At 62.3% G+C, this 11,871-nt stretch carries 13 protein-coding genes; 9 read left to right on the top strand and 4 right to left on the bottom strand.

Features of this window, described 5'->3' with window-relative positions; genetic code table 11:
• The 7 genes from ABJF10_RS23625 to ABJF10_RS23595 form a co-directional block, all read left to right on the top strand.
• The coding region (locus ABJF10_RS23625) for an ATP-dependent Clp protease ATP-binding subunit (protein ID WP_348547080.1) at window positions 1-1,539 on the top strand (1,539 nt) is incomplete at its 5' end.
• 72 nt (window positions 1,540-1,611) lie between these two features.
• Window positions 1,612-2,211, top strand: coding sequence for a hypothetical protein (locus ABJF10_RS23620; protein ID WP_348547079.1), 600 nt, complete (start codon window positions 1,612-1,614; stop codon window positions 2,209-2,211).
• Window positions 2,208-2,825, top strand: coding sequence for a hypothetical protein (locus ABJF10_RS23615; RefSeq protein WP_348547078.1), 618 nt, complete (start codon window positions 2,208-2,210; stop codon window positions 2,823-2,825). Before ABJF10_RS23620 ends, ABJF10_RS23615 begins: the two co-directional genes overlap by 4 nt.
• Before the next feature lie 48 nt (window positions 2,826-2,873).
• Window positions 2,874-3,206, top strand: a complete 333-nt coding sequence (locus ABJF10_RS23610) for a hypothetical protein (RefSeq protein ID WP_348547077.1) — start codon at window positions 2,874-2,876, stop codon at window positions 3,204-3,206.
• Between the two features lie 193 nt (window positions 3,207-3,399).
• The gene (locus ABJF10_RS23605; RefSeq protein WP_348547076.1) at window positions 3,400-4,056 is read left to right on the top strand and encodes a hypothetical protein; all 657 of its coding nucleotides are present in this window, start codon (window positions 3,400-3,402) and stop codon (window positions 4,054-4,056) included.
• 184 nt (window positions 4,057-4,240) lie between these two features.
• The gene (locus ABJF10_RS23600) at window positions 4,241-4,936 is read left to right on the top strand and encodes a VIT1/CCC1 transporter family protein (protein ID WP_348547075.1); all 696 of its coding nucleotides are present in this window, start codon (window positions 4,241-4,243) and stop codon (window positions 4,934-4,936) included.
• A 55-nt stretch (window positions 4,937-4,991) separates the two neighbouring features.
• Entirely contained in the window at window positions 4,992-6,737 is a 1,746-nt protein-coding gene (locus ABJF10_RS23595) for an endo-1,4-beta-xylanase (RefSeq protein ID WP_348547074.1), read from the top strand.
• A gap of 24 nt (window positions 6,738-6,761) precedes the next feature.
• On the opposite strand, the gene ABJF10_RS23590 is transcribed toward ABJF10_RS23595, so the two are convergent.
• The 4 genes from ABJF10_RS23590 to ABJF10_RS23575 all read right to left on the bottom strand — a co-directional run bounded on the left by ABJF10_RS23590 (window position 6,762) and on the right by ABJF10_RS23575 (window position 10,656).
• Complete coding sequence (locus ABJF10_RS23590) at window positions 6,762-7,640, bottom strand: hypothetical protein (protein ID WP_348547073.1); 879 nt, start codon at window positions 7,638-7,640, stop codon at window positions 6,762-6,764.
• Between the two features lie 287 nt (window positions 7,641-7,927).
• Window positions 7,928-9,340, bottom strand: coding sequence for a class II fumarate hydratase (locus tag ABJF10_RS23585; protein ID WP_348547072.1), 1,413 nt, complete (start codon window positions 9,338-9,340; stop codon window positions 7,928-7,930).
• 166 nt (window positions 9,341-9,506) lie between these two features.
• A complete protein-coding gene (locus tag ABJF10_RS23580) occupies window positions 9,507-9,998 on the bottom strand; it encodes a GNAT family N-acetyltransferase (protein WP_348547071.1) in 492 nt (163 codons plus the stop codon).
• Between the two features lie 40 nt (window positions 9,999-10,038).
• Entirely contained in the window at window positions 10,039-10,656 is a 618-nt protein-coding gene (locus ABJF10_RS23575; protein ID WP_348547070.1) for an rRNA adenine N-6-methyltransferase family protein, read from the bottom strand.
• A gap of 175 nt (window positions 10,657-10,831) precedes the next feature.
• Here ABJF10_RS23575 and ABJF10_RS23570 point away from each other — a divergent pair, with 175 nt between their 5' ends.
• Window positions 10,832-11,392, top strand: coding sequence for a response regulator (locus tag ABJF10_RS23570; RefSeq protein ID WP_348547069.1), 561 nt, complete (start codon window positions 10,832-10,834; stop codon window positions 11,390-11,392).
• A gap of 120 nt (window positions 11,393-11,512) precedes the next feature.
• Window positions 11,513-11,871 (top strand): ankyrin repeat domain-containing protein (locus ABJF10_RS23565; protein ID WP_348547068.1); only part of this gene is annotated, 359 nt, incomplete at its 3' end.

Genomic DNA, 11,871 nt, shown 5'->3' with positions numbered 1-11,871 from the left:
GGCGAGATGCAGTGCGTCGGCGCGACCACGCTGAATGAATATCGCAAATACATCGAGAAGGACGCCGCGCTCGAGCGCCGCTTCCAGCAGGTGAAAGTCGAAGCCCCGAGCGTGGAGGAGACCATCCTCATCCTCAAGGGGCTGCGCTCGAAGTACGAGGCGCACCACAAGGCGAAGTTTACCGACGAAGCGCTGGAGCAGGCGGCCAAGCTGAGCGACCGCTATCTCACCGGACGGTTCCTGCCCGACAAGGCGATCGACGTCATGGACGAAGCCGGCGCCCGCGCCCGCATCGGCGCGATGACGCGCCCGCCGGACGTGAAGGAAATCGAGAAAGAGATCGAGGATATCCGCGGCCGCAAAGAAGGCGCGATCAAGGCCCAGGACTTCGAGAAAGCCGCCGCCCTGCGCGACGACGAGAAGAAGGCCAAGGAGAAGCTCGATCGCATCCTCACCGAATGGCGCGAACAGCGCGAAGAGAAGGAAGTGTTCGTCACCGAGGACGATATCATGCATGTCGTTTCGAAGTGGACGGGCGTGCCGCTCAATCGGATGGAACAGGCCGAAACCCAGAAGCTGCTTTCCATGGAAGGCGAGCTCCGGGGCAAGGTCATCGGCCAGGACGAAGCGGTCATTGCGATCAGCAAGGCCCTGCGCCGTTCGCGCGCGGACCTCAAGGATCCGCGCCGCCCGATCGGCTCGTTCATCTTCCTCGGCCCGACCGGCGTGGGCAAAACCTTCCTCGCGCAGACCCTCGCCGAATTCATGTTCGGCGACCGCGACGCGCTCATCCAGATCGACATGTCGGAGTACATGGAGAAGTTCACCGCTTCCCGTTTGATCGGCTCGCCTCCCGGCTATGTCGGTTATGAAGAGGGCGGCCAGCTCTCCGAGGCCGTGCGCCGCCGGCCGTATTCGGTCGTGCTCTTCGACGAAATCGAGAAGGCGCACCCCGACGTGATGCACCTGCTGCTCCAGATCCTGGAGGAAGGCAAGGTGACCGACTCGCTCGGCCGCAAGATCGACTTCCGCAACACGATCATCATCATGACTTCGAACATCGGCGCCGAGCTGATCAAGAAGTCAACCACCATGGGCTTCGGCGCGTCCACCAAGGACGAGCAGGCCTACGATGTGATGAAGGACAAGATCCTCGAGGAGGCCAAGCGCGTGCTCAAGCCCGAGTTCGTCAACCGCCTCGACGACCTCATCGTCTTCCACACGCTGGGCAAGCCCGAGCTCCTCACGATCGTCGACCTGGAGATCAAGAAGGTCGCCGCGCGGATCAAAAACAAGGAGATCACCATCGTCCTCGACGAGAAGGCGAAGGAATTGCTCATCGAGAAAGGCTACGACCCCGCTTACGGCGCGCGTCCGATGCGCCGCGCGGTCGAGCGTTATCTCGAAGATCCGATGGCCGAGGAAATCCTGCGGTGCAACCTCAAGCCGGGCGACACCGCCGAAGTCAGCGCCGACAAAGGCAAGCTCACCTTCCTCGCGAAAGTGCAGGTCAAGGAAGAGCCCGCCGGCGCGAGCTAAGGATCCGCGACACTTCCCCTCCGAGGGCGGACGAACTCCAGGTAGTTCGTCCGCCTTCCCTTTTTCCCAGCCATGGCGCGTGCTGACGAGATTCACGAGATCCGGCCCGACCTGTTTTTCTGGCAGGCGTATGAACCCGCCGTGAAAACCGAGCTCTCCTGCTGTGCGTGCCGCACGGCGAAGGGCCTCGTCTTCATCGACCCGATTCCCTTGCAGAAGGCCGCCGAGGCTGAGTTGCTCGAGATCGCGGAACCTCGCGCGATCATCCTTACCAGCGGAAATCACGCCCGTGCTGCGGAAGATTACCGGAAACGCCTTGGGATCCCGATCTACGCGCACCCCGACGCCGTCGCGGAGTTCTCCTTCGCCGTCGATCACACCATCTCGGAGGGCGAGACGTTGCTCGATGAATTCACGGTCATCGCCATCCCCGGCGCCGCTGCTGGTGAAATCGCCCTCCAGCGCGGCGACGTCGTGCACTTTGGGGACGCCCTCATTCATCAACCGCCCTACGGGTTCGCCCTCCTGCCCGACAAGTATTGCGCCGATCCGCGCGAAATGCGGCAGGCGCTGGGAAAACTGTTGCGGATTCCCTTTGAACTACTGACATTCGCCCACGGTCTGCCGATCGTGGCCCACGCCCGGCAGCGCCTCTCCCAGCTCCTCGCATGAACCGCCGCTCCATCCTCGCCTTCATCCTCGTCGGGACCGCCGCCATCCTCCACGCGCAGGACAAAGCCGCCACCCCCAAGCCCGAAAAAGCGGAGAAAGTCACCCCGCCGAAGGTGCTCACGTTCCAGCCCGTGGCCAAGATCCCCGAAGGCGCCTCCGACAACGGCGTCACCCGCGGTGTCGTCGTGTCGCGCCCCGCCGAGCCCAATCCCATGGCCGACGGCCCTTCGCAGATCGTCGCCACGTTCTTCGCCGCGTTGCGCGAGGGCAAAATCGACGATGGCTACGCCACCCTCACCAAGGACTCGAAGATCGCCGAGAAGCCCGAGGAATTGCGCCAGCTCAAGGCCAAGACGCGCGAAGCCATCGAAGTCTTCGGCGCTATCAGCGGCTACGATTTCGTTGAGTCGCGGGCCATCGGCCAGCGCCTGTTGCGCGCCACTTTCGTTTCGCAGGGCCGGGTCTTCCCTTTGCGCTGGCGCTTCTATTTCTACAAGCCCGAGCACGCCTGGCGCCTCATCGACATGCGCGTGGACGACAAGCTCACTGGCCTCTTCGACGAGCCCGAGGAAATCAAGCCCGACGAGCTGAAGTCCGGCACGGGCTTGCAGTAAGTCGCGGGCGCTTTTCCGGTGAGCGCATCCACACCATCCCGGTGGCCGGTGTTCGCGGTCTTCTCCCACGCGTTCAATATCGGGGCTGCCTTGGCGGCTGTTTTTGTCGCCGCTTTCATCATCCCCCGGTTTGAGGCTATCTTTCAGGACATGCTGGGCAGAGAGCCCCTCCCGCCGCTCACCGTATTCGTGCTCCGCTTTCAGCCATGCTGGGTTCTACTCGGCATAGCTTACGTGTTAGCTGCTCTTTATTTGGCTTGGCGCTACCGGCTCAGTGGCCCGCCGACGTCCCCGTCTGTCATTCTGATCCTGCTGACGGCGGCGCAAGTCGGTGTGATTGTCTTCGCGTTGTTTCGTCCGCTCATCGTGATCACCAGGTAGCTCCCATAGCTCCTGTCGGAGCTCGCTGAGGCAGGTGAGTTGAGGAAGACGTAGTGGCGATTGAGCCTGCCAGCGACCTCGGTGCTGGTCGCCAGATTTTATCAAGGAGGGAGACTCCGCTGAACGAGTAGAAGACATCGCGCGCCGCGAATTCTTGCAAGATCGCCCGCGAAAGTTCCGTATCCCTAATGACATGAAATTCCATCTGCCCGCCCTGCTCTGCCTGGTGTCCGTCCCGGTCCTAATGCGCGGCCAGGACCCCAACCTCGCGCCCGACGATTTGAAGAACAGTCGGGAAGCCTTCGATAAGAACCATCTCATCGCGCAAGTCAACGTGCCCGGCAAACAGTTGCACTATCGCTACGATCGTTATGCCGAGGTGCGGCGGATCCAGACGGACGAGGGCATGGAATTTGCGCAGCCGAAGGGCAAGGCGTGGCGCAAGTCGAAGGACTGGGGCAAGACCGGCACGGTGATCAAGGGCGACAAGGCCGCCCAATTGGACAACCAGGCCGCCATCGCTGAGGTGCCCCTGGCCGAACCCGAGGACCGCGACAAGACCCAAGGCGGCCCGGTGTGGAAGCTCATCGATAAGACGCAGGAGAACGACATCGAGACCTTCACCTATGAGCGCAGCCGGGAAAAGCCGCGGCCGGATGGCGTCTATCCACGCTTCACCTTCATCAAATACAAAAGCGATACCGATGGGAAACTGCTGCTCTACCGTTTCGCCGGCCAGTTGCGTATGGGCGACGACGTCACGCCGCTCCAGATCCAGTTTGGTCTCATGATCCTGCTGCCAGCCACCACGGTCATCGAAGAAGTGCACCCGAAGAAGAAGAGCAAATAGGGGTTGGGGGCCTCTGGTCCCGTTTCGCCCCGGGTCCGTGCAACTCCGACCGGCATCGTATCGGTGCCAGTCGCCGGTCATGGCGCGGCATCCGACCTTTCTCACCGGGAAGGCGCTGCGGATGGCAACGGGCAAAAAGTTACCGCTCCACATTCGTCGGCGCATCCTTGAAGATCGCCGCCTTATGCCCATGACGCCACACGTCGAGAAGCACTTCACGGCCGGCGATATCGTGCGCGACATCGTCATTGGAATGTCCGATGGCTTGACGGTTCCTTTTGCGCTGGCGGCTGGCCTGACCGGGGCGATCTCGCAGACGCACCTGATCGTGACTGCCGGATTTGCCGAGATCGCGGCGGGTTCCATCGCCATGGGATTGGGCGGCTATCTCGCGGCTCGCGGCGATACCGAACATTATCGCCATGAACAAGCCCGGGAAGAGCGGGAGATTCTGGCCATCCCTGAGGCCGAGGCCCAGGAGGTGCGCGACCTGTTTCGCAATTACGGCCTTTCGGCGGAGGAGTGCGCGACGGTGGTGGCTTCCCTGCGCCAGCGGCCGAAGGATTGGGTCGCCTTCATGATGCGCTTCGAACTCGGCCTGGAAGAACCCGAGCCGAGTCGTGCATGGAAAAGCGCCCTGACGATCGCGGGCGCCTACATCGTCGGTGGGATCATTCCGCTGAGCGCCTACTTGTTTCTCCCCGATGCCCATCGCGCGCTAAAAGTTTCGGCCATCGTGACGCTCATCGCCCTCGCCATCTTTGGCGCGATCAAGGGGCGCTTCACCGGTGTGCCGGTCCTGCGCAGCGGGGCGCAGACCTGCGTCATCGGCGGCCTGGCCGCGGCGGCGGCCTTTGGCATCGCCCGCTGGATCGGATAAGGATGCCCGGCTGGCGCGACGCTTTCTCCCCGTCAGGACCGCAGACATTCCCCGCATGATACGATTGCCTCTTCCCGCTCTCCTCGCCGTCGTCCTCCTGGGCGCATGGGCCCACTCCGCGGATGTTTCTTCGCCGTGGGGCGTCGCCACTTCCTCCAGCGGGATGAGGGGCGCCGGGGAATGGATGCCCCGCTTGCACGAAGCAGGTGCGGTGACGGTACGGGCCTTCCCGGAATGGCCGACGATCGAGCCGCGCAAAGGGGAGTGGAATTGGGAGAAGGCCGATGCCTTGGTGAAGGCGGCGACGGACAACCATTTCGCCATCACCGCCTGCATGATGGGCACCGTGCCGTGGAGCGGAGAGAAGTCGCACACCTTCCCGATGAGCGACCTCGAGGCGTGGTCCGGTTTCATCGGGCAATCCGTCGCGCGCTACAAGGACCGCATCCACTATTGGGAAGTCTGGAACGAAGGCAACGGCGGCTTCAACGGCGGCCACCATACGAGCGCGGACTACGGGCGTCTCGCGGCGGCAACTTATGCGGCCGCAAAGAAGGCGGACCCTTCGGCGCAGGTTGGCCTCACCACGGCGAGCTTCGATCCGGCGTATCTGCACAAGGCCATCCTCGCGCAGAAAGCTGCGGGCACGCCGGGACAATTCGATTACCTGTGCATCCATCCCTATGAACTCGCCGACGGAATCGGGCGTCCCAACGGCGAGATTCCCTATCTGTGGATGACGCACCTCCTGCGCGACGTGCTCCAGGACAGCGCGCCGGACAAAGCGAAGGCCGATATCTGGATTACGGAAATCGGGCGCAACGTCGCGAAGCGCAAAGATCAACCGGTCGCCGAACACGAAGCAGCGTCGTCGCTGGTGAAGCTTTACGTCATGGCCCTCGCGCAAGGCATCCGGCACGTCCAATGGTTCGAGGCGCAAGACCCGGCGGGCGAGGAGCCCGGCTTCGGCCTGCTGAAGCGCGCCGGCACGCCGCGCGCGAGTTATCAGGCCTTCAAGACCATGACTGCCACGCTCGGCCCGTCGCCGAAGTATCTCGGCTGGCTCGCCCTCGGCGACGGTGGCCATTGCTTCGGCTTCGTCTTTCAAGGCCCGTCGACGCCCGTGCTCGTCGCGTGGAAAGCGGCGGGGGAAGAAGACCAGCAGCTCACTTTCCGGGCGAATGTCCAGGTCCGGGCCCTCGCCGATTTCGCCGCCAAACCGCTGGAAGGCGGGGACGTGCTTACCCTCGGCGACGAACCCGTATTCATCGCCAACCTGCCCGCCTACCTCACGGGCGAAGCCGCCGGAAATCGCGAACTGCCCTTCCCGTGGGGCGGCGATTTCTCCCGCGTCCGAACTGTGAGCGTGGAGCCCGCCGCGCCGACGCCGAATGCCGGGCTGTACCAAACCACCTCGCAAGCCAATCAGCACGTCACCTTCCCCGACGGCACCCGTGGCATGTTAGTCGGCGCCAATCAATCCACGCGCTTCCACGTCCACCCCTCCTTCGCCTCCATCCTCACGCGCGAGTATTACGTGCGCCTCACCGTCCGCCGTGTCGCTCCCGGCAACGTCGGCATGAACCTCCACTACGAAGTCGCCGACAGCCAGGGCGCCGCCCCCTACCGCAACGTCGGCACATGGTTCGCGCTAAAAAACGACGAAGGCTGGCAAACCTATACCTGGCACATCAAAGACGCCTGCTTCGCCAAGATGTGGGGCTACGACCTCGCCTTCGTCCCCGAGCAATCCCAGCCCTTCGCCATTGGCAAAGTGGAAGTCAGCACCGAGCCGTTTTGAAGCGCGGACAGACGCCGGCGCGGCCTACAGCTTCTGCGTGTTGATCGCGACCAGCGGCTTTTGCACCTTGTCGAAGTAGACGTGGATGGAGCCGTCGGGGCTCTTGGTGGCGGAGAGCGGAAACATGGTGACGGCGACGGGTTGCACGTCTTTGTTCTCGAAGGTTTGCTTATTGGTCGAGGAGTCGCCGATTTCGAGACTGCCGGTGGCCATGGTTTGCGCGGAGAGCATGGCCTTGAGGGCGCTGCCGTCGGCCACGCCCAATTTGCCCGACCAGTTGCCATCTTTTTCGAAACTGATTTTCAGGTTCTTGCCGGTGAGGATTCCGGTGACGATCCAATAAATCGGCGGGGTTTTGTTCGTGGCTCGCGTCAGGGTATCATTCAAGATCTCGACTCGCCGGCCCTCCTCGATATTGGCGTCGACGAGTTGCTCCAGCTTGGGAAATTCGCGCAGGTTGGTTGCGTCGGCGCCGTCCATAGAAAAGGTGACGGATTTCACCGGCTTGGCACTGAAATTTGCTTCCACGCCCAGATAGGAAACCTGGGCTTTCACGTCCGGTTTGTTCGTCACGTTGTAAGTGAAATTGCCGCTGACGGGGGCGGGCGCATCGGACCAGGCCGCCCCGCTCACGGCATAGTCTGCCGTGTACGTATCGAGCACGATTCCATTGTTGCCCGCGTGCGCGAAATAGATCCGGCCGATCGCGCAGGGTTTGGCTTCGTTCCAGATGGTGGTGTAGCCCTCGTTGCCGCCAATGGTGGTCGCTGCCTTTTTCTTCAAGGTGTATGTGTCCTTGAAGGGCGGAGTTGAGCAGGAGGTTAGCAGGGCCGCCAGTGCTACGAAGGACAAGGCCCGCGAGGCATGCTGCATGAGAGTGCAAGGTGTGGTGGGATTCTTCATGGGTGACATGCCGGCGTTGCGCATAGGGGTAAAAATAATGGCGATGCTAACGAACCTGGCGGCCGCGTCGTTTTGAACTCGCCTCCACGTTTTGACCGAGAGACCAGCGCGCTGCCAGCCGCATGGATAAACGGGTCTGCGGCAACGGAGCGAGAAAAAAGGTAAGTAATTCCGCGGATAGCAATGCCCGCTGCCTAACGCCACGGTCAAAGAAACGGCGCCAGCCATGCGCAACGGTCTGAACCGGGGCGACTTCACTCCGAATGAATCGGGAGAGGGAGCGGGTGCTACCCGCCGGCCGAGCCTTCGCCGCCGGGCTCGGTCATGGCGACGGGGTCGAGGGCCTTGGCCAGCTCGTCTTCGGGGAGGATTTGTTTTTCGCGGCAGATTTCGCGGACGGTCTTGCCGGTCTTGGCGCTCTCCTTGGCGATCTCGGCAGCTTTGTCGTAGCCGATGATCGGGGCGAGGCTGGTGACCATGGCCATGGAATATTCGACCAGCTCGTTGCAGCGGGCGACGTTGGCCTGGATGCCGACGATGCACTTTTCGCGGAAGACGTTGCTGACGTTCGCGAGGAGCTTGATGGACTCGAGGATGGCGTCGGCGAGAACCGGCATCATCACGTTGAGCTCGAAGTTTCCATTGGCCGCGGCCCAGGTGACGGTGGCGTCGTTGCCGATGACGCGGGCGCAGACTTGCATGACGCTCTCGCAGATCACGGGGTTCACTTTGCCGGGCATGATGGAGCTGCCGGGCTGGGTTTCGGGCAACAGGATTTCACCGATGCCGCAGCGCGGGCCGCTGCTGAGCCAGCGGAGGTCGTTGGCGATCTTGAAGAGCGAGACGGCGATGGTCTTGAGCTGACCGCTGGCCTGCACGAGGCCGTCCTTCGCGGCCTGCGCCTCGAAGTGGTTGCGCGCTTCGCGGAAGGCGATGCCGGTCTGGTTCCAGAGGACGCGCATGACGATGCCGGGGAAGTCGGGATGGCAATTGAGGCCGGTGCCGACGGCGGTACCGCCGAGGGGCAACTCCTCGATGGCGGCGAGGGCGTTGCCGGCGCGTAGGCGGGCGTATTCGATCTGCTTGGCGTAGCCGCCGAATTCCTGGCCGAGGCGCACGGGTGTGGCGTCCATGAGATGGGTGCGGCCGATCTTGATCACGTCCCAGAATTCCACGGACTTCTTTTCCAGCGCCGATTGCAGCAGGCCGAGCGCAGGGAGGAGGGACTTGTGAAGTAGTTCGCCCACGGCGACGTGGATGGTGGTGGGGATGATGTCGTTGCTCGACTGGCCCATGTTCACGTGATCGTTCGGATGCACGGGCTTCTTGCTGCCGACAGGTTCGCCGGCGAGCTGCGAGCAGCGGTTGCCGATGACCTCGTTGACGTTCATGTTCGTCGAGGTGCCGCTGCCCGTCTGGTAGATATCGACGGGGAAATGGGCGTCGAGCTGGCCGTCGATGACTTCCTTCGCGGCACGGGCGATGAGATGGACGCGCTCTTTCGAGAGGCGACCCAGCTCGAGATTGGCCTGGGCGCAGGCGCCTTTGATAAGGCCGAGGGCGCGGATGAACTCGCGGCCAAAGCCCCGGCCGGAGACGGGAAAATTCAGGACGGCGCGCTGGGTGGAGGCGCCGTAGAGGGCCTCGGAGGGCACTTCCATCGTGCCCATGGAATCTTTTTCAATGCGGGTGGAGGACATGTTCAATTTCGGATTGCGGATTTTCGATTGCAGATTTGGGATCGTCGCCAGGCGGCGGCGACACTTTCGAGCGAGGTCGAAGAGGGAGGGGAAGCTTGCACAAAGGCCGTGCGCTTTGGGAAGCGCGATGTCGTGCGCGCGCGCAGGCCACACCGGCTGTTTGCTCTTAGAGCAGCTTGGAAAGGAAGAGCGCTCCGCCCGCCTCGGGGATGTAGGTCGCCTGCGCGAATCCTGCGGCGGCGTAGACACCTCGCGCCCGGTGGTTGTTTTCCAGGACTTCGAGCGTGAGCTTGCAGCAGCCGAGTTCGCGGGCGCGCTGTTCGACGGCGGCCATGAGAAGACGCCCGACGCCGGTGCCGCGACTGGACGGGGCGACGAAGTAGTCGTGGATATTGAGCAACGGGCGCGCGGCAAAAGTGGAAAAGCCGAGGAAGCAGATGGCGAGACCGACCGGCTCGCCGCCACGATAGGCGAGGAAGATCCGGGTGGTGGGGTGCTGCCGCAGCCCGGGAATCAAGTCGCGACGGGTGGCCTCGGAAAGCGGTTGGCCATCGCCGAAGGGATCCATCGCGTAGCCGTTGAGGAGATCGAGGATGGCCGTGCCGTGGTCGCCGCGGGAGAGGTCGGCCTCGGTGATGGTGATCAGACTCTCGCTCATAGGCGGTGGGGGCCGCTCAGGTGATCGGTTTTCTACGCCCCTAATGGTTGCCGTTGCCGTTTCGCGAATGGCCGTTGAGGCCGTGCGCATGCCCGTTGGCCGTCTTGTAGAATTTGGTGACGAACATCGGGGGCAGATTTTGCAGGCAGTATTCGGACTCGCGGCGCGGGAAGTGTCCGCAGTGGCCGACGAGTTCATTGGTCACCTGGTAGATGATGAAGGCCGAATGGTCGTGCGGGGCGAGCGAATCGTAGGTGCTGCGGAGCAGTTCCCGCTTTTTTTCCGGCTCCAGGATGCTGAAGGGGATGCCGGAGACGATGTAGTCGCAGTGGTTGAGGCCCCGCTTGGTGAGCTCCTGGCAGAGGAGGGCGGCGTCGGAATTGAGGACGGTGACCCGGCTATCCCCACGGAATTGCTCCTCCAGGTGCTGGGCAAACTCGGGGTCCAGCTCGAAGAGGATGAGGCTGGAGTCGGGGTGCATGCGGCGGACGATCTCCCGGGTATGGCAGCCTTCGCCCGGGCCGTATTCCGCGATGACGCGGGGCTGGCTGAAGTCCATCTTGCCCGTCACCCGGCGGATCAGGGTGCGGGAACTGGGGATGATCGAAGCGACTTGGAAAGGACGTTGGAGAAATCGCTTAAGGAAGATGGCGCTCATTCGGGGTGCCGAGAAAATAAGGCGGCGACTATCCCCGTCTTGGCGGGACTTGTCCAGCGCCGGGATGAGCCGATTTTCTGGTATTTTATAGTTCCTATGTAAAAACAGTGCGAATTTGTGTGGACAAACACCTTGGAATTCGAGTTAATCGTAGTAATTACAAAAAACATATCCCATGTCCCAAGCGACGCATAATCTGATGACCGTTAAGGAAACCGCTGAATATCTGCGGATTCCATTGCCGACGGTCTACTATCTCGTGCAGCGCGGCCAGCTTCCGGCCATTCAAATCGGCGGTCGTTGGCGGGTGAAAAAGGATGCACTGGATCGGGACGTGTTGCGGGCGGAGGAGCAGGGCCAGCCGACGGTGCTGGTGGTGGACGATGACGAGGCGCTCCAGAGTATGTTCAAGCTTTTCCTGAAGAAGGCGAATTTCAGCCGTCTGGTGGTGGGCACGGGCAAAGAGGCCCTGGCCGCCCTGCAGAAGCAGAAATTCGACTTTTGCTTCCTGGATCTTCAATTGCCCGACATCACGGGTGACGAGATTTACAAGTACGCCAAGGAGATCGATCCCGATCTGCCGATCGTGATCATCACGGGCTACCCGGACAGCCAGATGCTGGACAACATTCTCAAGCTCGGTCCAGTGACGGTGCTGAAGAAGCCGCTGCAAGTGGAGCAGTTGAACCAGACGCTCCGCATCATGGGGCACAAGTCGTCCGCGAAGGCGGCGTAACGCGGCGCTGTCTGTCAGGCGCGATTGACCGCGTCTTCGCCAATGAAGGGTCGATAGACCCGCCGTAGGCATGCACGGTTGTGCTTGGACTTCGACCGACAACTGTGAAGATTCGTGGTCGTGGCTGAACGCGTTTTCCCCAGCTTTGTGAGCGTTGTTTTCGTTTGGGTTTGGGCGATGTCGCTCGCGATCCTCGCGCCGCGGGCGTTTTCTGCGGGGCAGGAGGAATTGAATCGCCAGATCATGCTCGCCGCAGACAAAGGAAATCTACGGAGCGTGGAAGCCGCGCTCGCCGCCGGGGCCGATCCGAACGCGCGCGTGCCCGGCACGTGGCTAAACGAAACTCCGCTGCACCAGGCGGTGTCCAACGGGCACCGCGAGATCGCGGAACTGCTCCTCGAGCATGGCGCCAATCCCTATCTCGAAGACGACAACCATGACGCCGTGTTGATCTTTGTCCATCCGTCAAAAAATGGCCG

The organism is Chthoniobacter sp. (assembly GCF_040003245.1).
In the GTDB taxonomy this organism is placed as follows: domain Bacteria; phylum Verrucomicrobiota; class Verrucomicrobiia; order Chthoniobacterales; family Chthoniobacteraceae; genus Chthoniobacter.
Note: the sequence above shows the minus strand (reverse complement) of the source record. Positions and strands in the feature narration are given on the sequence as shown.

Coding starts and splice junctions, on each gene's coding strand:
- ABJF10_RS23570 (WP_348547069.1), top strand. CDS start 10,832: ATGTCCCAAGCGACGCATAATCTGATGACCGTTAAGGAAACCGCTGAA.
- ABJF10_RS23585 (WP_348547072.1), bottom strand. CDS start 9,340: ATGTCCTCCACCCGCATTGAAAAAGATTCCATGGGCACGATGGAAGTG.
- ABJF10_RS23575 (WP_348547070.1), bottom strand. CDS start 10,656: ATGAGCGCCATCTTCCTTAAGCGATTTCTCCAACGTCCTTTCCAAGTC.
- ABJF10_RS23605 (WP_348547076.1), top strand. CDS start 3,400: ATGAAATTCCATCTGCCCGCCCTGCTCTGCCTGGTGTCCGTCCCGGTC.
- ABJF10_RS23615 (WP_348547078.1), top strand. CDS start 2,208: ATGAACCGCCGCTCCATCCTCGCCTTCATCCTCGTCGGGACCGCCGCC.
- ABJF10_RS23600 (WP_348547075.1), top strand. CDS start 4,241: ATGCCCATGACGCCACACGTCGAGAAGCACTTCACGGCCGGCGATATC.
- ABJF10_RS23590 (WP_348547073.1), bottom strand. CDS start 7,640: ATGAAGAATCCCACCACACCTTGCACTCTCATGCAGCATGCCTCGCGG.
- ABJF10_RS23595 (WP_348547074.1), top strand. CDS start 4,992: ATGATACGATTGCCTCTTCCCGCTCTCCTCGCCGTCGTCCTCCTGGGC.
- ABJF10_RS23620 (WP_348547079.1), top strand. CDS start 1,612: ATGGCGCGTGCTGACGAGATTCACGAGATCCGGCCCGACCTGTTTTTC.
- ABJF10_RS23580 (WP_348547071.1), bottom strand. CDS start 9,998: ATGAGCGAGAGTCTGATCACCATCACCGAGGCCGACCTCTCCCGCGGC.